The 22,311-nt window shown below is 70.9% G+C and carries 20 protein-coding genes; 10 read left to right on the forward strand and 10 right to left on the reverse strand.

Annotation, left to right across the window (positions count from 1 at the left end; translation table 11 throughout):
• Positions 1-7 precede the first annotated feature (7 nt).
• Together HD596_RS19380 and HD596_RS19385 are read right to left on the reverse strand one after the other, a co-directional pair.
• Positions 8-652 carry a neutral zinc metallopeptidase gene (locus HD596_RS19380; protein WP_313044592.1) on the reverse strand — a complete coding sequence of 215 codons (645 nt, stop codon included), beginning with the start codon at positions 650-652 and terminating at the stop codon, positions 8-10.
• Positions 649-2,109, reverse strand: a complete 1,461-nt coding sequence (locus HD596_RS19385; protein WP_313044593.1) for a glutamate-cysteine ligase family protein — start codon at positions 2,107-2,109, stop codon at positions 649-651. The genes HD596_RS19380 and HD596_RS19385 overlap by 4 nt, the downstream gene beginning before the upstream one ends.
• Positions 2,110-2,712: 603 nt before the next feature.
• On the opposite strand from HD596_RS19385, the gene galE reads away from it, so the two are divergent.
• The gene (galE, locus tag HD596_RS19390; protein ID WP_185070765.1) at positions 2,713-3,690 is read left to right on the forward strand and encodes a UDP-glucose 4-epimerase GalE; all 978 of its coding nucleotides are present in this window, start codon (positions 2,713-2,715) and stop codon (positions 3,688-3,690) included.
• A gap of 164 nt (positions 3,691-3,854) precedes the next feature.
• The gene (locus HD596_RS19395; protein WP_185070766.1) at positions 3,855-4,205 is read left to right on the forward strand and encodes a VOC family protein; all 351 of its coding nucleotides are present in this window, start codon (positions 3,855-3,857) and stop codon (positions 4,203-4,205) included.
• A gap of 231 nt (positions 4,206-4,436) precedes the next feature.
• Here the strand turns inward: HD596_RS19395 and HD596_RS19400 are convergent, their stop codons facing one another.
• Positions 4,437-5,249 (reverse strand): hypothetical protein, encoded by an 813-nt coding sequence (locus HD596_RS19400; protein WP_185070767.1) that lies wholly within the window; start codon positions 5,247-5,249, stop codon positions 4,437-4,439.
• 393 nt (positions 5,250-5,642) lie between these two features.
• Here HD596_RS19400 and sucC point away from each other — a divergent pair, with 393 nt between their 5' ends.
• The 3 genes from sucC (at position 5,643) to HD596_RS19415 (ending at position 9,627) form a co-directional block, all read left to right on the forward strand.
• A complete protein-coding gene (gene sucC, locus HD596_RS19405) occupies positions 5,643-6,824 on the forward strand; it encodes an ADP-forming succinate--CoA ligase subunit beta (protein ID WP_185070768.1) in 1,182 nt (393 codons plus the stop codon).
• A 3-nt stretch (positions 6,825-6,827) separates the two neighbouring features.
• Positions 6,828-7,703, forward strand: coding sequence for a succinate--CoA ligase subunit alpha (gene sucD, locus HD596_RS19410; RefSeq protein ID WP_185070769.1), 876 nt, complete (start codon positions 6,828-6,830; stop codon positions 7,701-7,703).
• Positions 7,704-8,001: 298 nt separating this feature from the next.
• Positions 8,002-9,627: a cell division protein PerM gene (locus HD596_RS19415; protein ID WP_185070770.1), complete on the forward strand. Its 1,626-nt coding sequence runs from the start codon at positions 8,002-8,004 to the stop codon at positions 9,625-9,627.
• 12 nt (positions 9,628-9,639) lie between these two features.
• Here the strand turns inward: HD596_RS19415 and HD596_RS19420 are convergent, their stop codons facing one another.
• Positions 9,640-9,960: a hypothetical protein gene (locus tag HD596_RS19420; RefSeq protein ID WP_246554591.1), complete on the reverse strand. Its 321-nt coding sequence runs from the start codon at positions 9,958-9,960 to the stop codon at positions 9,640-9,642.
• Positions 9,961-10,133: 173 nt separating this feature from the next.
• Between HD596_RS19420 and purN the strand changes: the two genes are divergently transcribed.
• From purN to HD596_RS19435, 3 genes are all read left to right on the forward strand, one after another.
• Complete coding sequence (purN, locus tag HD596_RS19425; RefSeq protein ID WP_313044595.1) at positions 10,134-10,763, forward strand: phosphoribosylglycinamide formyltransferase; 630 nt, start codon at positions 10,134-10,136, stop codon at positions 10,761-10,763.
• Positions 10,760-12,298 carry a bifunctional phosphoribosylaminoimidazolecarboxamide formyltransferase/IMP cyclohydrolase gene (gene purH / locus HD596_RS19430; protein WP_185070771.1) on the forward strand — a complete coding sequence of 513 codons (1,539 nt, stop codon included), beginning with the start codon at positions 10,760-10,762 and terminating at the stop codon, positions 12,296-12,298. The genes purN and purH overlap by 4 nt, the downstream gene beginning before the upstream one ends.
• 481 nt (positions 12,299-12,779) lie before the next feature.
• The gene (locus HD596_RS19435) at positions 12,780-12,983 is read left to right on the forward strand and encodes a hypothetical protein (protein WP_221521417.1); all 204 of its coding nucleotides are present in this window, start codon (positions 12,780-12,782) and stop codon (positions 12,981-12,983) included.
• Between the two features lie 228 nt (positions 12,984-13,211).
• Here HD596_RS19435 and HD596_RS19440 read toward each other — a convergent pair whose 3' ends face one another.
• Positions 13,212-14,123 carry an ROK family protein gene (locus HD596_RS19440; RefSeq protein WP_185070773.1) on the reverse strand — a complete coding sequence of 304 codons (912 nt, stop codon included), beginning with the start codon at positions 14,121-14,123 and terminating at the stop codon, positions 13,212-13,214.
• Between the two features lie 370 nt (positions 14,124-14,493).
• On the opposite strand from HD596_RS19440, the gene HD596_RS19445 reads away from it, so the two are divergent.
• Positions 14,494-15,339 (forward strand): bifunctional methylenetetrahydrofolate dehydrogenase/methenyltetrahydrofolate cyclohydrolase, encoded by an 846-nt coding sequence (locus tag HD596_RS19445; RefSeq protein ID WP_185070774.1) that lies wholly within the window; start codon positions 14,494-14,496, stop codon positions 15,337-15,339.
• A gap of 66 nt (positions 15,340-15,405) precedes the next feature.
• Here the strand turns inward: HD596_RS19445 and HD596_RS19450 are convergent, their stop codons facing one another.
• Genes HD596_RS19450 through HD596_RS19460 form a run of 3 tightly spaced genes read right to left on the reverse strand, consistent with a single transcriptional unit; the run spans position 15,406 to position 18,756 of the window.
• Entirely contained in the window at positions 15,406-16,866 is a 1,461-nt protein-coding gene (locus HD596_RS19450) for an aldehyde dehydrogenase family protein (RefSeq protein WP_185070775.1), read from the reverse strand.
• Between the two features lie 10 nt (positions 16,867-16,876).
• Positions 16,877-18,544 carry a thiamine pyrophosphate-dependent enzyme gene (locus HD596_RS19455; protein ID WP_185070776.1) on the reverse strand — a complete coding sequence of 556 codons (1,668 nt, stop codon included), beginning with the start codon at positions 18,542-18,544 and terminating at the stop codon, positions 16,877-16,879.
• Entirely contained in the window at positions 18,541-18,756 is a 216-nt protein-coding gene (locus tag HD596_RS19460) for a hypothetical protein (RefSeq protein ID WP_376775859.1), read from the reverse strand. The genes HD596_RS19455 and HD596_RS19460 overlap by 4 nt, the downstream gene beginning before the upstream one ends.
• Before the next feature lie 225 nt (positions 18,757-18,981).
• On the opposite strand from HD596_RS19460, the gene HD596_RS19465 reads away from it, so the two are divergent.
• Entirely contained in the window at positions 18,982-19,752 is a 771-nt protein-coding gene (locus HD596_RS19465; RefSeq protein WP_185070777.1) for an IclR family transcriptional regulator, read from the forward strand.
• 181 nt (positions 19,753-19,933) lie between these two features.
• Here the strand turns inward: HD596_RS19465 and HD596_RS19470 are convergent, their stop codons facing one another.
• The gene (locus HD596_RS19470) at positions 19,934-20,806 is read right to left on the reverse strand and encodes a MurR/RpiR family transcriptional regulator (RefSeq protein ID WP_185070778.1); all 873 of its coding nucleotides are present in this window, start codon (positions 20,804-20,806) and stop codon (positions 19,934-19,936) included.
• Entirely contained in the window at positions 20,791-22,227 is a 1,437-nt protein-coding gene (locus HD596_RS19475; protein WP_185070779.1) for a glycoside hydrolase family 3 protein, read from the reverse strand. The genes HD596_RS19470 and HD596_RS19475 overlap by 16 nt, the downstream gene beginning before the upstream one ends.
• Positions 22,228-22,311: the final 84 nt, after the last annotated feature.

Below are 22,311 nucleotides of genomic sequence, written 5' to 3' on the forward strand. Positions count from 1 at the left end.
CCCTCGGTCAGCAGGCGCTCACGCCGTCCCGGTAGCCGGTCGCGAACGACGTCTGGCGCTGCTCGGCCGTTCCGTGAGCCGACGGGTTCAGCCAGTCGTCCGTCGGGTCGCCCGCCGCCTCCAGGCTCGTGAGCAGTTCGTCCTCGTCGCCGGGCTGCGTCTGGAGCACGCCCGAGCCGACGAGCGCCGAGAGGGTCCCGCCCGCGTAACAGTCGGCCTGGAGCTCCATTTGTACGTTGAGCTGGAAGTCCGTCTGGAGCTGGGCCTGGATCGCGTGCCCGAACTCGTGAGGAATGATCACATAGACCGACCCGTCGCCCATCTCGTTCCAGAGCGATTCCATCCAGGTCTGGTCGAAGGCGATGAAGTGGCCGATGGGGCAGTAGAAGGCGTTGTTCGGGACGGCGGGCTCGTCGCCGCAGCGGGGTCCGGAGTTCCCGGAGTAGGGGACGAAGTCGGCGATAGGCCGATAAGTTCGCCCGTTCTGCTGGAACTGCTGCGTCCAGAACGCCTCCGTCAGCGTACGGGCGGTACGCACATCGTCCTCGAACGAGTCGGCCCCCTGAGTGTCCATGGACGGCCGCCTGGCGAGGCCGCAGGCGCCGAGCAGGAGGACCAGGACGAGGATCAGGACGCGCTTCACGGGTTTCACACGTCCCAAGTGTGCACGGGCTCATTGGTGTGCATCCGCTCGATGTACTCGAGCGTCATGGACCGCAACGCCTCGTGCCGGTCCCCGGAGGCCCTTTCATGCGCGCGTACGCGTTCCACCTGCCAGCTCGCCCCCGTACGGCCGGTCAGGCAGCGCCCCTCGATGATGCCGAGCAGCCGGTCGGCAACGGGACCGTCCACGCCCCACCTGGCCAGCCCCTCGCGCGCCATGGGCAGCAAGCGCCGCAGGATCAGCTCGGCCGCCGGCACCTCACCCATGCCCGGCCAGTACAGCCGCGCGTCCAGCCCGTGCCGGGCCGCCGCCCCCAGGTTGTCCTCCGCCGCCTGGAACGACATCTGGCTCCAGACCGGCCGCTCGGCGTACGGCAGCACGCGCATCAACCCGTAGTAGAACGCCGCGTTCGCCGCGACGTCGGCCACGGTGGGCCCGGCGGGCAGCACGCGGTTCTCCACGCGCAGGTGCGGCACCCCCTCCACCACCGCGTACACCGGCCGGTTCCACCGGTAGATCGTGCCGTTGTGCAGGGTCAGCTCGTGCAGGTGGGGGATGCGGCCCTGTTCGAGCTCGGTACGGGGGTCCTCGTCCTCGCACAGGGGCAGCAGGGCCGGGTAATAGCTGACGTTCTCCTCGAACAGGTCGAAAACGCTCGTGATCCACCGCTCCCCGAACCACACCCTCGGCCGCACGCCCTGCGCCTTCAGCTCGGCCGGCCGCGTGTCCGTGGCCTGCTCGAACAGGGCGATCCTGGTCTCGCGGTGCAGCTCCTTGCCGAACAGGTACGGGGAGTTGGCCGCCACCGCCACCTGGGGCCCGGCGATGGCCTGGGCCGCGTTCCAGTGCGAGGCGAACGCGTCGGGGCTGACCTGCAGATGCAGTTGCACGCTCGTGCACGCGGCCTCGGGGGCGACGCTGTCCGCGTGGGTGTCCAGGTGCTCGACGCCCTCGATGGCCAGGTGCAGGTCCTCCCCCCGGGCCGCGAAGATCTGCTCGTTGAGCAGGCGGTAGCGGGGGTTCGCCGAGAGCGTGCCCTCGCCGATGTCCTGCTCGCGCAGCGTGGGCAGGATGCCGATCAGTACGAGGTGGCCGTCCTGGGAGCGGGCGCGTTCCTCGGCGTGGTTGAGCCTTGCCCTGACGTCGTCCTCCAGGCGGACCGCGCCGTCGCCGCCCAGTTCCTGCGGCTCGATGTTGATCTCGATGTTGAACTGTCCCAGCTCCGTCGCCCAGTCCGGCTGCTCGATCGCGGCCAGCACCTGGGCGTTGCGCATGGCCGCCTCGCCGTACGCGTCCACGATGTTGAGCTCGATCTCCAGGCCGGCGAGGGGGCGCTCGATCTCAAAGCGGGACTCGCGCAACATCTGGGCGAAGACGTCGAGGCATCGATACACCTTTTCCCGATATTTCCGGCGGTCGTCCCGGCTGAAGACGACGCTTGGCACGTCTCTGCCCATATCAGGAAATGTCGCACGCCAACACAAACCCAACAAGCCCAGACCACCACCCCTTTTTCACCACCGCCCCGGCCAGGCGATCCCGACGCCCTGACTCCGTGATTTCGGCGGGAAGGCAAGCGCTGCCGCGGGCGGGGGCATGCGGGCGAGGGTGGCGGTGCGGCTCTCCTGGGGTGGTGGAGCTTCTGGAGGGTGGTGGCGAGAACGGCTGCGGGCTCTGGGGGCGCAGGGCCGCACTGGGCGAGGCTCGGGCGGGGCAAGGCGAGCGGGGGAATGGTGGGCGAATCTCGGAACGGGGCATGACGGGGCGAGTACTGGGCGGGTGTGGCGGGCGAGTCCCGGGCAGGGGACCGGCGGAGGTCCGAGGTGGGGCCCGCCGAGGAGTTCGGGATGGCGTGTGGCGGGCGAAGGCCGGGGGTGGGGTGTGGTGGGCGGCGAAGGCTGGGATGGGGTGTGGTGGGCGGCGAAGGCCGGGATCGGGTGTGTTGGGCGGCGAAGGCCGGCGTGGGGTGTGGTGGGCGGGTCTGGGCCGGGAGAGCGAGTGGGCGGGATCCCGCCGTACAAGATGATTACGGGGTTTAAGGTGCTGGGATGCGTGTATTGATTACTGGCGGGGCGGGATATATCGGGAGCACGGTCGCGTCGGCGTGCCTCGATGCCGGGATCGAGCCCGTCATTCTCGACAACCTCATCACGGGCAGGCGCGAGTTCGCGAAGGGGCGGGCGTTCTATGAAGGGGATATCAGCGACGGCCCTCTGATTGACAAGATATTTGCCGAATATCCGGATATTGGGGCCGTAGTCCACTGCGCCGCGCTCATCGTGGTCCCCGACTCCGTCGCCGACCCCATCGGCTACTACCGCGCGAACGTCACCAAGAGCCTCGAGTTCGTCGATCACCTGATCCGCAACGGCTGCACCCGGATGATCTTCAGCTCCTCCGCGTCCATCTACCGCACGGGCGACGACCACACGGTGAACGAGGACTCCCCTCTGGACCCCCAGAGCCCGTACGCGCGGACCAAGGCGGTCTGCGAGGCCATGTTCGCCGACATCGCCACGAGCCGCCCGATCAAGATCCTCTCCCTGCGCTACTTCAACCCGATCGGCGCCGACCCCGAGATGCGCACCGGTCTGCAGCTGCGGCGGCCCAGCCACGCCCTCGGCAAGATGATCGAGGCGTACGAGGACCGAGTCCCCTTCCGGATCACCGGCACCGGCTACCCGACCAGGGACGGCACGGGCATCCGCGACTACGTCCACGTCTGGGACCTGGCGACGGCGCACGTGGCGGCGCTGCGGCGGTTCGACGAGCTGGACGTCGACGTGATCAACCTGGGCACCGGCGCGGGCACCACCGTGCGGGAGCTGGCCGAGGCGTTCAACCGCGTCGTCGACCGTCCGATCGAGGTCGTCGAGACCGACCCGCGCCCCGGCGACGTGGCCGGCGCCTACACCCGCAGCGACCGCGCCCGCCGCCTGCTGGACTGGCAGGCCCGCTACTCCGTCGAGGAGGGCATCAGGCACTCGCTCGAATGGGCGAGCCTGCGGGAGTCCAGGCTCGGGTAGACCTCCGCCCGGCGGCGAAGGCGTCGGACAATGCCCCGGGAGCGCGCAGGGCTCGTCACCGGGCTCCGGGCGCTCCCTCAAGGGTGAAGATCCAGGAGAGGACGAGCCGTGAACTGTCAGAGCCGCGGAACGCGGACCGCCGACGACCACCGGAGGTACGCGTCATGAAGATCCTCGGCGTCGACAACATCCTGGTCGGGGTGGGAGACCTGGCGCGGGCTCGGGAGTTCTACGGGGGCGTGCTGGGGCTGGAGGAGAAGTTCGCGACGGGGGAGCTGGCGCTGTTCGCGATCGGGGAGGAGACCCCCGGGCTGCTGGTACGGGTCCAGGAGGGCAGGCCGGGCTCCATGCGCGTCTGGCTGGAGGTGCCCGACGCCCGCGCGGCGGCCGATGAGCTGGGGATCGAGCCGTTCGAGGTGTTCACGGGCTGGACGGTCGAGGTCGCCGACCCCTGGGGGAACGTCATCGGCCTGACCGACTACACCAAACAGCCTCACCTGGGCCGCGCGGGCTGAGGACGCCTTACCAGGAGGCGAGCGCCGCGTTCGGGAGGATCTGCAGTCGCAGGCCGTTGGAGCCGGTGCTCAGCCGATAGTCGACAGGCAGGCTGCCGCGCCGCAGGCCGGAAGGGGGCGACGGGTTGAGAGGAGGCGCTCACGTTGGTCGTGCTGCCGACGCGCACCCAGGTCCTGCCGTGGAGAAAGCCTCCTCCCGCCCGGCGGGCGGAAGGAGGCAAGGCAGGGCTGCTAGTTGGTGAGCGAGTTCAGGGCGTTGTTCGGGATCTCCATCGGAACGTCGCTGTCCTCGTCGAGGCCGTCCACGTCGATCCACAGGTCCTTGGCCGGAGCCTTGATCTTGACCTTCGAGCCCCACCCGAGGTACCGGGTCTCGGTCTCGGAGCGGGTCTTGCCCAGGACGCCGAAGTCCAGGCTCCAAGCCGAGGTGAGCGTGGTGACCAGGCCCTTGGAGTTGACCTTCAGCGCGTAGTCGATCTTGATCTTGCCGATCCTGCCGGACAGCTTCTGGCCGTAGGCCTTGGCCAGCTCGCTGTAGGTGAGGGCGCCCTTGTAGGTGCCGCCCTTGAAGCTCTTGGCGCGCGACACCAGCGTCTTCAGCACCTTCGGCTCGAAGATGTCGAGGATCTGGTTGTAGGTGCTGCCGCTCGCCTCACCGCCGCCGTAGCGGACCCACTTCTTGCCCTCGGGCAGGTCCTCGGTGAACAGCCCGCCCTGAACGTAGCTGTAGCCGCCGACCGTGATGATGCGCGGCGGGGCGAGCGCGGCCGAAAGGCTCTTGTCCTTGCTGGAGCGGTGGGTCCGGACATCGCTCGCGACGATTCCCGACTTGCCGAACTCGAAAGAACCGGTCGTCCTGCTGAGCCCGATGCTCTTGCCGTCGATGGACATCCGGGTCTTCTCCGAGATCCGTACCCCGTGCCCCGCGACGAACTGCTTCTTGAGCGCCTTCACCGGGTCCACCGACGCGGCCTGCGCGGCGGGTGTGGCGGTAACGAGCGCCGCGGCCGTGGTTAACGCCAAGCCCGCGAGAATTCGCTTCATACGATTTCCCCGTTCGATTCAAAAGGAGAGGGAGCAGAAGCCTGCCAATAGAAGATCACGACCATATATCGACAGCCGGGTCAGGCGATGCCAAAACGGTGCATTTTTCGTGCAGGGTCCGTCCTGGGGAAGTGAGATGACCGTCACAGAGCGGAAGAACCATGCCCCCATGACCTGTGCAGGTCAAGCTTCGGGCTAGGCTTTACCGGCGGAAACGCCCGGCACGCACCCCTGAGCGTAGGAGCTCGCCGTGAGAGAGCGAGGCACGATGCCAACGAGCGGTGAGCGGACGCGACCGTCAGCGCAGTTGCCCGGGCCGTCGAACATCAGTCGGAAAAGCAGGGCGCGAACCCGACAGAGGGTGAGCGACCAAACGGAAGAGGACGGACCCTCGTGGACCTGTTCGAACATCAGGCGAAGGAGCTCTTCGCCGACTACGGCATCCCGGTGCCACGCGGCATCGTCGCACACAACGTGGAGGAGGCGCGGTCGGCCGCCGAGGAGCTGACCGGCCGCGTTGTCGTCAAGGCCCAGGTCAAGACCGGTGGCCGAGGCAAGGCCGGAGGCGTCAAGGTGGCTGACGACGCCGCCGACGCCGTGACCAAGGCCGAAGCCATCCTCGGCATGGACATCAAGGGCCACACGGTCCACAAGGTCCTCGTGGAGGAGGCCAGCGCGATCGCGGAGGAGTACTACTTCTCGTTCCTGCTCGACCGCGCCAACCGTACCTTCCTCGCCATCTGCTCCGCCGCGGGCGGCATGGACATCGAAGAGGTCGCCCACACCGCGCCCGAGAAGGTCGCCAAGGTGCCGGTCTCGGCGCTGGACGGCGTCGACCGCGCGAAGGCGCGCGAGATCGCGGTGGCCGGCGGCCTGCCGGAGAAGGCGCTCGACGGCGCCGCCGACCTCATCGAGAAGCTCTGGTGCTGCTTCGTCGACGAGGACGCCACGCTCGTCGAGGTCAACCCCATGATCCTGTCGGCCGACGGCCAGGTGAAGGCCCTCGACGGCAAGGTCACGCTCGACGACAACGCCGGCTTCCGCCAGACCGACCACGAGGCGCTCGCCGACAAGGCGGCCGAGGACCCCCTCGAGGCCAAGGCCAAGGAGAAGGACCTCAACTACGTCAAGCTCGACGGCGACGTCGGCATCATCGGCAACGGCGCGGGCCTGGTCATGTCCACGCTCGACGTGGTGGCCTACGCGGGCGAGCAGTTCCCCGGCAAGCCGTCCCCCGCGAACTTCCTCGACATCGGCGGCGGCGCCTCGGCCGAGGTCATGGCCGCGGGCCTGGAGATCATCCTCTCCGACCCGAGCGTCAAGTCGATCTTCGTGAACGTCTTCGGCGGCATCACCGCCTGCGACGCCGTCGCCAACGGCATCGTCTCGGCGTTCAAGCTGCTGGAGAGCCGCGGCGAGGCCGTGACTCACCCGCTCGTGGTCCGCCTCGACGGCAACAACGCCCAGCTCGGGCGGCAGATCCTGGCCGACGCCGCGCTTCCGCGGGTCGAGCTGGTAGACACGATGGACGACGCGGCCAAGCGTGCCGCCGAGCTCGCTGCGGTAGGTGCGTGACCCATGGCCATCTGGTTGACTGAGAACAGCAAGATCATCGTTCAGGGCATGACGGGTGGCGAGGGCACCAAGCACACCCGCCGCATGCTCGCCTCCGGCGCCCGTGTCGTCGGCGGCGTGAACGCCCGCAAGGCCGGCATCACGCACGAGGGCCTGCCGGTGTTCGGGACGGTCGCGGAGGCCATGGAGAAGACCGGCGCGGACGTGTCGGTCGTGTTCGTGCCGCCGGCGTTCACCAAGGACGCGGTCATCGAGGCCATCGACGCCGAGATCCCGCTGTGCGTGGTGATCACCGAGGGCGTCCCGGTCCACGACAGCACCGCCTTCTGGGCGTACGCCGTCTCCAAGGGCAACAAGATTCGCATCATCGGCCCCAACTGCCCCGGCATCGCCTCCCCCGGTGCCTCCAACGCGGGCATCATCCCGGCCGACATCACCACCGCGGGCCGCATCGGCCTGGTCTCGAAGTCGGGCACGCTGACGTACCAGCTGATGTACGAGCTGCGTGACTTCGGCTTCTCGACCGCTGTGGGCATCGGCGGCGACCCCGTCATCGGCACGACCCACATCGACGCGCTCCAGGCGTTCCAGGAGGACCCGGGCACCGACGCGATCGTCATGATCGGCGAGATCGGCGGCGACGCCGAGGAGCGGGCCGCCGCCTACATCGAGCAGCACGTCACCAAGCCGGTCGTGGCCTACGTCGCGGGCTTCACCGCCCCCGAGGGCAAGACCATGGGCCACGCCGGCGCCATCGTGTCGGGCTCGGCGGGCACCGCCCAGGCCAAGAAGGAGGCCCTGGAGAAGGTCGGCGTCCGCGTCGGCAAGACCCCCTCCGAGACCGCCCGTCTCATGCGCGAGATCATGCAGGCGCGCTGATCGCCGGCTTTCCGGAAGGTGTTTCGAAAGCCCCGTGCGGCTCTCCCGCACGGGGCTTTCCCTTCCCCACCTTTTACGCTTACGGCGGGCGACCCACCCGCCGCACGTGGCCGGCCCCCGTCCAGGGAGACGGTCACGAGGTGCGCGGGGCCGGCCGCCGTTACGCCGCCACGTGGGCCGTCTCCGTGGCCGATCCGGGGCCGAAGGACAAATCAGGCGTAATTCGACGTCACAAAGTGGATGGGCGGCGGCGCGTCAACCAAGCGCCGGTCGGGAAACCTTGAGAAAATCGCCTACTGTGACGGCGATTCTCGACCAGTTGCGTGCGGCCCCCCGGTCGATGCTGGGCAAGCTCCCCGGGAGCTCAGGCGACGACGACGAGACGAGGCGGCCGCTACCCGTGTCCGGGATGCTGGCCGCCGCCGCCACGCTGGGCGTCGGGCTGGCCGCGCTCACCACGCTCACCCTCGTCGGCTGGATCGCCGCGCCGCGCGGCACGCTGGGCACGGGGCTGCCGGGCGTCTTCCGCACGGCGGCGCAGCTCTGGCTGGCCGCGCACCACGCCGGGTTCGCGATCGAGGGCGGGCGGGTCGGGCTGCTGCCTCTGGGGCTGATCGTGCTGCCCGCCGTGCTGCTCTACCGCGCCGGGCGGTGGATGGCCCGCGACGCCGACCTGCGGCTGCGGCTGCCCGCCCGGCTGCCGAAGAACAGCCCCAAGGAGCAGGCCGGGGCCCGGCGCCGCGCCCAGCTCGCCGTGGTCGTCCAGGCCGGGGTGTCGCTGGCGGCGCCGTACGCGCTGCTCGCGGGGTTGATCGCGCTCGCGGCGAGCAACGAGATCACGCAGCCGTTCATCGGTGAGGCGTTGCTCAGCCACTTCGTGCTGGCGTTCCTGGCGGGGGCGCTGGCCACGGCGCGGATGATCGGGCCCTGGCGGGTGATGCTGCGGCTGCTGCCCGAACGGGTGCGCGCGCTCACCGTCGGCACGGCGGTCGCCACGGCGTTGCTGCTCGTGGCCGGGCTCGTGCTGGTGCTGGTCGCCGTCGTGCTTAACTTCGGGCAGGTCAAGGAGCTGTCCGACGTGCTCTCGCCGGGGCTCGTCGGCGGCGTTCTGCTGTTGCTGCTGCAGCTCCTCTACCTGCTGAACGCCGTCGTCTGGGCCTCCTCCTACATCGCCGGGCCCGGGTTCGCGATCGGTGCCGACACCCTGGTCGCGCCCACGGGCGTGCAGCTCGGCACGGTGCCGAGCCTGCCGCTGCTGGGGGCGTTGCCGGAGAGCGGGCCCGTGCCGGGGTGGATGATGGCGGTGGTCGCGGTGCCGTTCGCGGCGGGGGCCGTCGCGGGGGTCATGGTGGCCCGGATCTCGCCGTCGCCCTCCTACGAGGCGGCGCCGATGTGGGGGTTCCTCAGCGGGGTCGTCACCGGGCTCGTGGCGGGACTGCTGGCGGCGCTGTCCGGCGGGCCCATCGGCGGCGGGCGGCTGGCCACGATCGGGCCCTCGCCCTGGGAGGTGGCGCTCTCCGTCGCGGTGGAGGTCGGCGTGGCCGCGGGCATCTCCGCCGGCGTGGCCAACCTGCTGCTGCTCAACAAGCGCGCCCGTACGCCGCTCGACAAGGCGGCCGCCCCCGTACGCAAGGCCGGGGCCGCCCTCGCCAAGGCGGCGAGCAGGGTCGGCCTGGCCGAGTCGGACCCGCGCCCGCTGCCCGGCCACTGGATGGACGCCACCGAGGCCGACACCCAGGAGATCCCGGTCATCAGGGACGACTGGCAGGACGAGCACGCCTCAGCCGAGGCCGAGACGCTGGCCCAGGCCCGGCCGCGCCTGCCGGAGCCCGACCGCCCGCCCCGCAAGGACATCGTGGACGAGTCGGACGACCGCGGCGGCCACGTCATCTACGTCGACCCGTACGCCTGGGACCGCGACTGATCCGCGTCCGGCTCAGGGTTGCACGGTGCCGAGCAGCTGCAGCACGTCGGAGGGCAGCTTGCGCTGGGCCGCGTCCCTGAACTGCGTGAAGCACTCGCCCTGGGCCGAAACGGTCCCCGCGCCCTTCATGCACTCCTGGTAGGCGGAGTATTCGTCCATCAGGTACAGCTGCATCCCCGTGGCCATGGCCGACAGCGCCAGCGCGATCGAGGAGATCGTGATGCCGCCGACGGCGATGCCTGTGGACCGGCCCGCGGACTTCAGCTGCGGCAGCGCCCGGATCCCCGCCACGAGCGCGAACAGCGCCATGACCAGGCCTGCGAGCGGCAACATGAACGTCATGGCCAGCGCTGCGATGGACAACCAGATCGCTCGGCGACCCGCCGAATCGGCGGGCTGCTGGCCTGCCGGTGCTTGCACCGGTGTCGACACCTGACCTCCTCTGCGTCGCCGGGCGAGGAACAGATACTCTGGCACCCCCACCCTGTTTCCTCATTGGAGTGTGCGTGTCTAAGGCTGGGCGGCTCGTCGTCCTCGTCTCCGGCTCTGGAACCAACCTACAGGCCCTGCTGGACGCTTCTGCCGACCCGTCATACGGGGCTCGTGTGGTCGCGGTCGGTGCGGACAGGGATGGGATCGAAGGGCTGGCCAGGGCGACGAGGGCACAAGTCCCAACTTTTGTTGAAAAATTGGGCGATTATGCGACGCGGGCGGAATGGGATGCCGCCATCGCGGCCAGAATCGCAGCGTACGAGCCTGACCTGGTGGTGTCGGCGGGTTTCATGAAAATTCTGGGTCCGCCGACCCTCGACGCCTTTCCCGTGCTGAACACGCACCCGGCGCTGCTGCCGTCGTTCCCCGGCGCGCACGGCGTGCGGGACGCGCTCGTCCACGGGGTCAAGGTGACCGGCTGCACGGTGATGCTGGCCGACTCCGGCGTCGACACCGGGCCGATCGTCGCCCAGGAGGCGGTGCCCGTACTCCCGGACGACGACGAGGCGGTCCTGCACGAGCGCATCAAGACCGTCGAGCGGCGGCTGCTCGTCGAGATCGTCGGCCGGATGGCTCGCGAGGGCTGGACGGTCAGCGGACGCCAGGTCCGCATCGGCAACCTAACAGGAGGGGAGTCCACGTGACACGCATCGCCATCCGGCGCGCGCTGATCGCTGTTTACGACAAGTCCGGGCTCGAGGAGCTGGCCAGAGCCCTCGACGGCGCCGGGGTGGAGATCGTCTCGACCGGTGGCACGGCCGCCGCGATCTCGTCGTTCGGGATCCCGGTGACCAAGGTCGAGCAGCTCACCGGGTTCCCGGAGTGCCTGGACGGGCGGGTCAAGACGCTGCACCCGCGCGTGCACGCCGGCCTGCTGGCCGACGTCACCAAGCCGCACCACGTGGCCCAGCTCGAGGAGCTGGAGATCGACCCGTTCCAGCTCGTCGTGGTCAACCTCTACCCGTTCCAGGAGACGGTGGCCTCCGGCGCGTCCGACGAGGAGTGCGTCGAGCAGATCGACATCGGCGGGCCCGCCATGATCCGGGGCGCCGCCAAGAACCACAACACCTGCGCCGTCGTGGTCGATCCCGGGTCCTACGGCGACGTGCTCAACGCGCTGGCCGAGGGCGGCTTCACGCTGGAGGAGCGCAGGCGGCTGGCGGGCGTCGCGTACGCGCACACGGCCTCGTACGACGTGGCGGTGGCCAACTGGTTCGCGCGGACGTACGAGGAGGACCGGTTCCCGGCGTTCACGGGAGCGACGTACGAGCGCAAGGCCACCCTGCGCTACGGCGAGAACCCGCACCAGAGCGCCGCACTCTACGTGGGCCGCGCGGACGGTCTGGCCAACGCCGAGCAGTTGCACGGCAAGGAGATGTCGTACAACAACTACCTCGACTCCGACGCCGCCTGGCGGGCCGCCTGGGACTTCAGCGAGCCGTGCGTGGCCATCATCAAGCACCAGAACCCGTGCGGCATCGCCATCGGCGCCGACGTGGCCGAGGCGCACCGCAAGGCGCACGCGTGCGACCCCGTCTCGGCGTACGGCGGCGTGATCGCCGTCAACCGCGAGGTCACGGCCGAGCTGGCCCGGCAGATCTCCGAGATCTTCACCGAGGTCGTCATCGCGCCGTCCTACGCGGCGGAGGCGCTGGAGGTCCTGCGCGCCAAGAAGAGCCTGCGCCTGCTGCAGTGCCCGGAGGGGCCGTCGCGCCAGGTGGAGCTCCGCGAGATCGACGGCGGCGTCCTGGCGCAGTCGGTGGACAAGGTGGACGCCTCCGGCGACTCAGCCGCGCAGTGGGAGCTCAAGACCGGCACTCCCGCCTCGCCCGAGCAACTGGCGGACCTGGAGTTCGCCTGGCGCGCCTGCCGCTCGGTGAAGTCCAACGCCATCCTGCTGGCCAGCGACGGGGCGACGGTGGGCGTGGGCATGGGCCAGGTCAACCGGGTCGACTCGTGCCGCCTGGCGGTCTCCAGGGCGGGGGAGCGCGCGGAGGGGGCGGTCGCGGCCTCTGACGCGTACTTCCCGTTCCCGGACGGGGCACAGGTGCTGATCGACGCGGGTGTCCGGTTCATCGTGGAGCCGGGCGGATCGATCCGGGACGAGCTGGTCATCGAGGCCGCCGAGAAGGCCGGCATCACCCTCTACTTCACCGGCACCCGCCACTTCTTCCACTAGCCCATCGCCGGCGTCCTGCCCCTTCACCGCACCAGGGCCAGAACCCCCCTCTGGCCCTCAACCCACCCTTCCCGCACCAAGGGGACGCGCACGGGCACCGCGATGGCGGGGCACGGCCGACGCGCACACCACCTTCGGCAACACGGACCGCAACACTCCGCCCAAGGCGCCTTTGCCGCGCACGGCTTCGTCACGTGCAGGTTTGCCACGCACGGCTTGGTCACGCACCGCTTCGTCGCATGCGGCGGGCCGCTGCACCACTCAGGCCCTGACCACCTCATACGGCGAAGGTCGTCGTTTCGCTCGGGGCGTCCGTCGGGTGCGGCGGGGGATCGCCGTGTCGTTCGGGGGCGCTCATTGCGTGATGATCGTCCGATGGCGTCTCAATCGTCCGCTAAAGAGCGGCATAGACGATCATGTTGCCGTTTGGCCGTTTCATGGGCAAGCACATGCCGGCTGCGGTTACCCTGAGTGCCACCCCTTGCTCGCCAATCCCACGGAGCTCCTCTTGCTCGAGTTGATGCTGCAGGCCTTCGTCACCATGAACGGCTTTGCCACCAGCCCCTTCGTCCTCCTGGTGCTCGCCGTGATCGGGGCTTACCTCGGGAGCCGCGTAGTGGAGATCATCCCGATCACCCGCCGGATCATCGAACGCCGCGAAGCCCAGGCCGCCGAACGCGAGTAACCCACCGCTCCACCGTCTATGGGCTGAACGTAATCGTCCCCCGAGGCCTGAACGTGGTCGTCCCCCCAAGGCCTGAACGTCGCCGGTGCCCCTCACCTCCTGCACGTTCCTCGCCCCTGCCATAGCGCCGGCTGCTTGGGCATCCTTCATCCAGCGCGGCTCGCTCACCAGAACCAGCACCTCCCGCCGTACACCATCGCGTACCGGTAGGAGGCGCTCAAGGGGCGTCTAACGGGCCATGGACGCCAAACGGGCTGCTCCCGCCAGGGCTGCGTCCACGCCGAGAGTGCTCTGATGGACCTTTACCGCCCGGACGAACGCCAGCCCGGCCACGTCATCGAGGATGCGTTCCAAGGGGTCGAACAGCACCTTCCCGGCCGCCGACACGCCACCCCCGATGACCACCGTGGTGATCTCGACCGCGGCCGCCGTGGAGGCGATCATTCCGGCCAGCGCCCGCGCGCCGCGTTCGAACGCCGCCACCGCGACCGGGTCGCCCGCTGCCGCGTCCCTGGCGAGCGTTCGGGCGTCCGCCTGCTCCTGCGATCCGTCGAAGGCGGGGGACCAGCCGTTGTCCAAGGCCCAGCGGGCGAGGTTGGGGCCGCTGGCGTAGCGCTCGACACAACCTCGGCCGCCGCACTCGCACCGCTCGCCGTTGGGGTCGATGGACATATGACCGACATGTCCAGCATTCCCGGTTGGCCCCAGGAGTGGCATGCCGTCGATCACCAATCCGCCGCCGATCCCGGTGGACACGACGATGCCGAGCAGGGACGTACTGTCGCGTCCCGCTCCCAGCCAGTGCTCGCCGAGCGCGAAGCACTGTGCGTCGCCGGCGAGCACGGTGGGCAGCCCTGTCAGCTTCCGCACCTCCTCGCGCAAGGGGAATCCGCGCCAGCTGGGCATGTTCACAGGGCTCACCGTTCCGGCGGCCAGGTCCAGCGGTCCGGCGCATCCGATCCCGACGGCGTCCGGCGGCGGGCCGCCCTCGGTCACCTCCGTGATGAGAGCCGCCAGGGCGGACATGACGTCCGTGCGCGGCGTGGGCCGTGTACCGGAACGCAACACGGAACCTTCCTCGTCCACCAGCGCGGCGGCGAGCTTGGTTCCTCCGATGTCAATGGCAAGTACGTAGTTCATCAATGTCTGTGGGGGTTGTCGGGCTGGCGGGGGTCGCCAGGGTGTTCCAGTCCGGGCACTTGTTTGACCTTCTTGGCGCGTATGTCATCGTCGGTCGACGTGGAACGGCAAGGGGACCTCCTACCTCCGTGAGCATGTTGCCGGCGCCCGCAACACTAAGCCCTTCCAAGATCAATGACAACGATGTCAACGATTGCCTGTGGATAACCGGGGCTGACTGCCTGGTATCTGTGGATAACTTGTGGATGTTGGCGCCCGGGGAGTCCTGGGTCAACGTGGGGAAACGGTGGGCTGCTGCATGGGCAAGGGTGGGTGGCGGCTGCCGGGAGTGGCGTGCTGAGGGCATGGGGGGACATGGAAGGATTGCCGCATGAGCGCAGTGAAACTCGACGGCAAGGCAACCGCCGCCAAGATAAAGGCAGACCTCACGACCCGAGTGGCCGCGCTCAAAGAACGCGGCATCACGCCCGGCCTGGGCACCGTCCTCGTGGGTGACGACCCCGGCAGCCAGATCTACGTCGCGGGCAAGCACCGCGACTGCGCCGAGGTGGGCATCGCCTCCATCCGCGTCGACCTCCCGGCGACCGCCACCCAGGCCGAGGTCGAGGCGGCCATCGACGAGCTCAACGCCTCGCCCGAGTGCACCGGCTACATCGTCCAGCTCCCCCTCCCCAAGCACCTCGACGCGATGGCCCTGCTCGAGCGCATGGACCCGGCCAAGGACGCCGACGGCCTCCACCCGATCAACCTGGGCCGCCTCGTCCACATGGTCGACGCCCCGCTGCCGTGCACCCCGCACGGCATCGTGCTGCTCCTGCAGGAGTACGGCGTGCCGATCAAGGGCGCCGAGGTGGCCGTGGTCGGGCGTGGCATCACGGTGGGTCGCTCGCTGGGGCTCCTGCTCACCCGCCGCAGCGAGAACGCCACCGTGACCCTCTGCCACACCGGCACCCAGGACCTGGCCGGACACGTGCGCCGGGCGGACATCGTGGTGGCGGCGGCGGGCGTACCCGGCCTGATCACGCGTGACATGGTCAAGCCCGGCGCGGCCGTCCTCGACGTGGGGGTCTCCCGGGTCAACGGCAAGATCGCCGGTGACGTGGCGCTGGACGTGGCGGAGGTCGCGGGGTTCCTGACGCCCAACCCGGGCGGCGTCGGGCCCATGACCCGGGCCCTGCTGCTGTCCAACGTGGTCGAGGCGGCCGAACGCGCCTGACGGACGGGCTGCGCGCGGGGCAGGTCCCCGCGCGAGCCGTCCCCGCGCGAAGTCTCCGCGAAGTCCCTAGAACGGGTACGCGGCGATGTCCCCCTGCATGGTGACCCACTGCGTCTCGGTGAAGGCGTCGACGTTCGCCCCCGTGCCGCCGAACCGCGCCCCCGTCCCCGAGGCCCCTACCCCGCCGAACGGCGCCACCGCCTCGTCGTCCACGGTCTGGTCGTTGATGTGCACGATCCCCGTCGGCACCAGGTCGGCCAGCGCCATCCCCTTCATCACGTCCCGCGTGAGGATGCCCAGCGACAGGCCGTACTCCGAGTCCGCCGCCAGCGCCGCCGCCTCCTCCAGCGTGGAGAATGTCGTCACCGGCGCCACCGGCCCGAACACCTCTTCCGCGTACGCCGGCGCGCTCACCGGCACCTCGGCCAGCACGGTCGGCCGGTAGAACAGCCCCTCGTACGTCCCCCCGGCGGCGAGCCAGGCCCCGGCGGAGACGCTCTCGGTGACCAGCCGGTGCACCCGGTCGCGCTGCCCGGCGTCGATCAGGGGCCCGAGCGCGACCTGCCCGGTGGCGGGGTCGCCCACCGGCAGCCCCGTGGCCTTGGCGGCCAGGCGCTCGACGTACTCCTCGGCCACGGCCTGGTGTACGAGGTGCCGTCCCGAGGTCATGCAGATCTGCCCCTGGTGGAAGAACGACGCCCACGCGCCCGCCGACGCGGCGGCCCCGAGGTCGGCGTCGTCGAACACGACCAGCGCCGAGTTCCCGCCCAGCTCCAGGTGGACCCGCTTGAGCAGGCGCGCCGCCGCCTCGCCGACCTTGCGCCCGGCGGCGGTGGAGCCGGTGAAGGAGATCACGGGGATGTTCGGGTCGGCGACGAGCGCCTGACCGGCCTCGGGACCGCCGGGCAGGACGTGCAGGAGCCCGCTCGGCAGCCCGGCCTCCTCGAAGACCCGCGCGATCGCGAACCCGCCGCACACGGCCGTCCGCTGGTCCGGCTTGAACACCACCGCGTTCCCCAGCGCCAGCGCCGGGGCGACCGACCGGATGCCCAGGATCAGCGGGAAGTTGAACGGCGCGATCACCCCCACGACCCCGACCGGCACCCGCCGCGCGAAGCTGAGCCGCTTGCGGGCCGTCGGCAGCACCTCGCCCAGGGGCTGCGAGGCCAGCGCCGCCGCCTCGTAGCACTCCTGCGCCGCCACGTGCGTCTCGAACCCGGCCTTGCCCGGCACGCCGCCGGACTCCCGGACGATCCAGTCCTGGATCTCCTGCGCGTGCTCCTCGAACAGCCGTCCGGCCCGCCGCAGCAGCGCCGCCCGCTCCTCGTACGGCGTGGCGGCCCACGCCCGCTGCTCGGACCGGGCCCGTACGGCGGCCGCCGCCACGTCGTCGGCGCCGGCGGTGCCCGCGCGGCCGAGTTCGTCGCCGGTGGCGGGCTCGATGACGGGCGCGTCCCCGGCGCGCGAGGCCGTCCATCCGCCGTCGAAGATCGATCCCGTCCAGATCTTGGGGTCGAGGAACGTCATGGTGAGCCTCCTAAGGCTGGAAGTCCGGATCCACGGTCACGGTCACGTCGAGCAGCAGGGGCTCCTCGCGGGCCGCGAGCGACGGCAGCACCTCGTCGAGTGCCGCCGTCAGCTCGTCGTACGAGTCCACCCGCCTGGCGGGGCAGCCCAAGGACCTGGCCAGGCCGCCCATGTCCACCTCGGTGAACGGCGGCCACGGCGCCTTGCCGCCCTGCTTGTCGGCCAGCCGGTCCATGATCGCGTACCGGCCGTTGGAGAGCACGACGAACAGCGCGCCCACCCGGTAGTGCCTGGCGCTCCAGAGCGCGTGCACGCCGTAGAGGGCCGACCCGTCGCCCACGACCGCGACCACGGGCCGGTCGGGGAGCGCCATCCGCAGGCCCACCGCGGCGGGCAGGGCGAACCCGAGCCCGCCCATGGCCGCCGACAGGAAGCCGAGCGGGGTCCTGGCGGGCACGAGCCGGTGCAGGTCGGGGCGGGACGAGGGGGTCTCCTCGACGAGCACGGCGTCGGCGGGCAGCCGCAGCGCCAGCTCGCGCAGCACGTGCGCCGCCCGCAAGGGCCGCCTCCCAGCCGGGACTTCGAGGGCTGGCACTTCGAGGGATGGCGCTTCGAGGGCCGCAGCCGGTGACGAAGCGGCCGGTGACGAAGGGGGGAGCAGCGCGGCCAGCCGGGCGCAGACCGCCGACGGCGAGGCGAGGTAGGCCAGGTCGGCCGGGCTGCGATGCGCCTCGGCCGGGTCGTCCGTGATCACCGCGATCGACGTCCCCGGCATCACCAGCGGACCGGGCGCGTACGGGTACTGCCGGAAGACGGGAGCCCCCACCGCGAGCACCACGTCGTGCCCCGCCAGCGCCTCCCGCAGCCGGGACCGGTCGGCGGGCAGCACCCCCGCGTACTGCGGATGGTCCTGCGGGAACCCGGCCCGCCCCCCGAACGACTCCTGGAACACGGGACACCCGAGCCGCTCGGCCAGCGCCACCAGCGCGTCCCACCCGGCCCCGGCACCCGCGACGACCGCCGCCGACCGGGCCCCCGTCCCAGCCCCCGCGCCCGCGCCCGCGCCCGCGACGATCACCGGCGACCGAGCCCCCGACAGCAGCTCCACCAGCGACGCGAGGTCGTCGTCCGAGACTCCGGCGGGCCGCACCATCCGCGCGGGCGCCGCCACCGTCTCCCCGGCGAAGGGCGCCTCCCAGTCGTCCATCGGCACCACGACCAGCGCCGGCCCGCGGAAGGTCGTCGCCTCGTGAACGGCCCGGGCCACCGCCCCGGGCACGTCCTGCGCCCGCACCGGCTGGTCCACCCGCACCGGATAGTCCCCGGCCAGCCCGCTCAGGTGCCCGGCCAGGAACGGCTCCAGCGCCAGGTGCCGCCGGTCCTGCTGCCCGACCAGGATCACCAGCGGCACCCGGTTCACCCGGGCGGTGGCGATGGCCCCCACCGCGTTCCCCAGCCCGGCCGTGGTGTGCAGCACGGCCAGTGCGGGCGTCTCGTGCCCGATCGCCCACCCCGTGGCCATCCCCACCACGGACCCTTCGTGGAGCGCGAGCACGAAACGCAGGTCGTCCGGGAGCCCGGTCAGCAGGGTCACCTCGGTGGAGCCGGGGTTGCCGAAGATCGTGGTCAGCCCGTACCGCCTGAGCATGTCGAACGTGGCGTCCCGGACGGTCGTCATCGCCCGTCCCCGGCTCGTTGGAGCTGCCGGTAGACGTGCCCGCGCAACTCGCCGAACCGGGGCAGCGAGCGGGTCGTCGGCTGGTCGCGTTCGGGCGGCAGATCCACCTTCAGGTCCTCCAGGATCACGGTCGGCGACGACGACAGCACGATGACGCGTTGCCCCAGGTAGACCGCCTCGTCGAGGTCATGGGTGACGAACAGCGCGGTCACCTCCAGATCGGATGGGCGTCGGCGGCGTCGCCGAGACCGACCGCGCTCAAGGAGCTGCGGACCAGCTCGTGCCGCCGCAGGCGGTCGTGAACAAGGCGGCGAGGACGATGAGAGCCCGACGCACGGCTGCTCCTATTTGTTCGCGATGCGCACATGTATTCTCTGACCGAACAACCCCGTATCGCGGAACCTACGCTCTTGCCGGCTCATGTCAAGGGGATCACGATGGTTGATCACGTGCAGTCGCTGGCCCGGGGGCTCGCGGTGATCCGGGCGTTCAGCGCCACCGACCCTGAGCTGACGCTCAGCCAGGTGGCCCGCGCGACCGGCCTCAGCAGGGCCGCGGCCAGGCGATTCCTGCTCACGCTCGAAGATCTCGGGTACGTGCGCAGCGACGGGCGGCTGTTCTCGCTCACGCCCCGGGTGCTGGAGCTGGGGTACGCGTACCTGTCGAGCCTGTCGCTGCCCGAGGTCGCCGACCCGCACCTGGAGCGCCTGGCGGCCGAGGTGCACGAGTCGGCCTCGGTGGCGGTGCTGGACGGGGAGGACGTCGTCTACGTGGCGCGGGTGGCGACGGCCCGGATCATGCGGGTGGCGATCAGCATCGGGACCCGGTTCCCCGCGTACTGCACGTCGATGGGGCGGGTCCTGCTGGCGGCCCTCCCGCCGGACGAGCTGGACGCGTACCTGGAGGGGGCCTCGTTGCGCCGCCTCACCTCGCACACGATCGTGCTGCCGGCCGCGTTGCGGGCGGAGCTGGGCAAGGTGCGCGGGCGGGGCTGGGCGATGGTGGACCAGGAGCTGGAGGAGGGGCTGCGCTCGATCGCCGCGCCGATCCGGGACCGTTCGGGGCGGACGGTGGCCGCCGTGAACGTCTCGACCCACGCCAGCCGTACGACCCTGCAGGCGGCCCGCCGCGACCTCCTGCCGCCGCTGCTGGCCACGGCCGCCAAGATCGAGGCCGACCTGGCCGCCCTGTCGGCCGCCCGCCCCTGACCACCGCCCGCGACGGCGTCTCCCAGGCGACGGCAACTGACAACGGGGGTCGGTGGGGGCGTCTCGCCGCTCCCTCTCCCCGAAGGACGGCAACCAACGACGGGGGTGGGTGGGGGCGTCTCGCCGCTCCCTCTCCCCGAAGGACGGCAACCAACGACGGGGGTCGCTGCGGGGTCGTTGGTCAGCGGTTGCGGTAGCGGTCCGTGGCGTCCCGGGTCGCGCGGATGGCCGCGTCGGCCGCATCGTACGTCCGCTGCGCCAGCCCCACGAAGATGCAGTCCACGATCAGCAACTGGCTGATCCGGCTCGCCAGCGCCCCAGGCCGGAACGCCGTCTCCCGCCCCGCCGACACCAGCGTGTGATCGGCCAGCTCCGCCAGCGAGGAGCGGGGGTTGTTGGTGATGCCCACGACCAGCGCCCCGCCGTCGGCCGCGGTCCTGGCGGGCACCAGCACGTCGGGCGTCTCGCCGCTGCAGCTGATCGCCACCACGACGTCCCCTTCCCGCAGCAGCGCCGCGCTGGTCAGAGCCAGGTGCGCATCGCTGAACGGATGGCTGGACAGCCCGATCCGCAGCAGCTTCTGCGACATGTCCGCCGCCACCAGCCCCGAGGCCGCCACCCCGTACACGTCCACCCGCCGCGCCACCGAGATGGCCTTCACCACGTCGCCCAGCTGGTCGGGGTCGAGCTGCGCGGCGGTGTCGGCCAGCGCCTCCGACTCGGCGCGGGCGACCTTGGCGATCACGTCGGTCAGCGGGTCGTCGGGCCCGAGGTCGCCGGGCACCAGCCGTTCCGGCTCCTTGGCCACGGCCGCCGCCAGGGCGAAGCGCATCTGCGAGTATCCCGCGAACCCGAGGGCCCGGGCCGTGCGCACGATGGTGGCCTCGCTGGTCCCGGAGACGCCGCTGAACTCGGTGATCGTGCTGCGCACCACCAGCCCGGGGTCGTCCAGGATGATGCGGGCGATGGCCTGCGCCGCCGGGGTGAGCGAGGGCAGCACGGCGCGTACGGCGGCGACCGGGTTCGCGGGTTCGGCGGTCACTGGGTCAGCCATTCTGCCGCCGCCTGCGCGGACACGCGGGAGATGCCGTGGGTGGCCACGTGGACGGCCCCACCGGGCGGCGCCGGCACGCCGGTGTCCACCACGATCACGTCGGGCCGCACCGCCAGCGCCTTGGCCACCGTCGAACGCACCCAGTCGTAGCGGGCGGCGTCGTGCACCACCAGCACGACCGGCCGCCCGTCGGAGGCCAGGTCCGGCAGGTCGCCCATGGGTTCGAGCTGGAGCCGGGCCGTGTTCGGCAGGAGGGCGGTGAGGGCCGCGGTGATGCCGGTCGGCGTCGAGGGGTCCACGGCCTTGCTCAGGCGGGTGTTGACCTCGACCACCAGCGGGGCGCGGTCGAGCCTGGCGGTGCCGGAGGTGGTCAGCGCCGCCCTGGCCGCCTCCAGGCCCACGCCCTCGTCCACGTCGCCCCGGGCCTTGTCGCGCAGCGCCGCCTGCGCCCCGTACCACTGGGAGAGTGCGAGCACCCGCGCGGCCGCCTCCGCGAGCCGCTCCTCGGGCAGTTCCCCGGCGCGTACGGCGGCCACGATCGTGTCGCGCATCGCGTGCAGGCTCTCCTCGGTGGCCAGCCCCACGCAGATGGCGTCCACGCCCGCGCTCAGGGCCCGCACCGCGATCTCGCCCGGCGTGAACATGGCGGCCACCGCCTGCATCTCGATCGCGTCGGTGACGAGCATCCCGTCGAAGCCGAGCTCGCCCCTGAGGAGCTCGGTCATGGCGGTACGGCTCAGCGTCGCCGGCATCGACGGATCGAGAGCGGGGACGAGCAGGTGGCCCGACATGATCGAGCGCACGCCGGCGGTGATCGCGGCCCGGAACGGCGGCAGGTCGCGTGCGAAGAGCACCTCGCGCGAGGCGTGCACGGTGGGCAGCGCCAGGTGGGAGTCGGTGACGGTGTCGCCGTGGCCGGGGAAGTGCTTGGCGCACGTGGCCACGCCCGCGCCCTGGACGCCGTTCACGTACGCGACCGTGTGCCGGGAGACCAGGTCGGGCGCGGGGCCGAAGGAGCGGATGCCGATGACCGGGTTGGCCGGGTTGGAGTTCACGTCGGCGTCGGGCGCGTAGTTGAGCGTGATGTCCAGCTCGCCGAGCATCCGGCCGATCTGGCGGCCCACGCGCTCGGTGAGCGTCACGTCGTCCACCACGCCCAGGGCCCGGTTGCCGGGGAAGGAGCTGCCGGCCAGGACCTCCAGCCGGGTGACCGCGCCGCCCTCCTCGTCGATCGCGACGACGGTGTCCGGGTTCTCGGCGCGCAAATGCCGTACGAGCTGCGCATTTATGTCATTGCGGGCGAACAGGACGACCCCGCCCAGACCCTCACCCAGCGCGCGGCGCAGCCAGTCGGGGACCGAGGTCCCCTCGTACCCTGGGTGCAACACTGTCATCGCCAGTCTGGACAGGTCACCGCTCATCGGCACTTTCCTTCACGGTTGTTGATCTGAAGGTAATTTTCTGTCATCGTCGCCTTCGATACAACCACTTTCCGAGAGGCCACC

Origin of the sequence: Nonomuraea jabiensis (genome assembly GCF_014204795.1) — a bacterium.
GTDB classification, from domain to species: Bacteria; Actinomycetota; Actinomycetes; order Streptosporangiales; family Streptosporangiaceae; genus Nonomuraea; species Nonomuraea jabiensis.

What these genes read in the sequence shown, in the direction of transcription:
- galE (WP_185070765.1), top strand. Translation starts at nt 2,713, where the DNA reads ATGCGTGTATTGATTACTGGCGGGGCGGGATATATCGGGAGCACGGTC.
- HD596_RS19395 (WP_185070766.1), top strand. Translation starts at nt 3,855, where the DNA reads ATGAAGATCCTCGGCGTCGACAACATCCTGGTCGGGGTGGGAGACCTG.
- HD596_RS19400 (WP_185070767.1), bottom strand. Translation starts at nt 5,249, where the DNA reads ATGAAGCGAATTCTCGCGGGCTTGGCGTTAACCACGGCCGCGGCGCTC.
- sucD (WP_185070769.1), top strand. Translation starts at nt 6,828, where the DNA reads ATGGCCATCTGGTTGACTGAGAACAGCAAGATCATCGTTCAGGGCATG.
- HD596_RS19420 (WP_246554591.1), bottom strand. Translation starts at nt 9,960, where the DNA reads ATGTTGCCGCTCGCAGGCCTGGTCATGGCGCTGTTCGCGCTCGTGGCG.
- HD596_RS19440 (WP_185070773.1), bottom strand. Translation starts at nt 14,123, where the DNA reads ATGAACTACGTACTTGCCATTGACATCGGAGGAACCAAGCTCGCCGCC.
- HD596_RS19445 (WP_185070774.1), top strand. Translation starts at nt 14,494, where the DNA reads ATGAGCGCAGTGAAACTCGACGGCAAGGCAACCGCCGCCAAGATAAAG.
- HD596_RS19450 (WP_185070775.1), bottom strand. Translation starts at nt 16,866, where the DNA reads ATGACGTTCCTCGACCCCAAGATCTGGACGGGATCGATCTTCGACGGC.
- HD596_RS19455 (WP_185070776.1), bottom strand. Translation starts at nt 18,544, where the DNA reads ATGACGACCGTCCGGGACGCCACGTTCGACATGCTCAGGCGGTACGGG.
- HD596_RS19465 (WP_185070777.1), top strand. Translation starts at nt 18,982, where the DNA reads ATGGTTGATCACGTGCAGTCGCTGGCCCGGGGGCTCGCGGTGATCCGG.
- HD596_RS19470 (WP_185070778.1), bottom strand. Translation starts at nt 20,806, where the DNA reads ATGGCTGACCCAGTGACCGCCGAACCCGCGAACCCGGTCGCCGCCGTA.
- HD596_RS19475 (WP_185070779.1), bottom strand. Translation starts at nt 22,227, where the DNA reads ATGAGCGGTGACCTGTCCAGACTGGCGATGACAGTGTTGCACCCAGGG.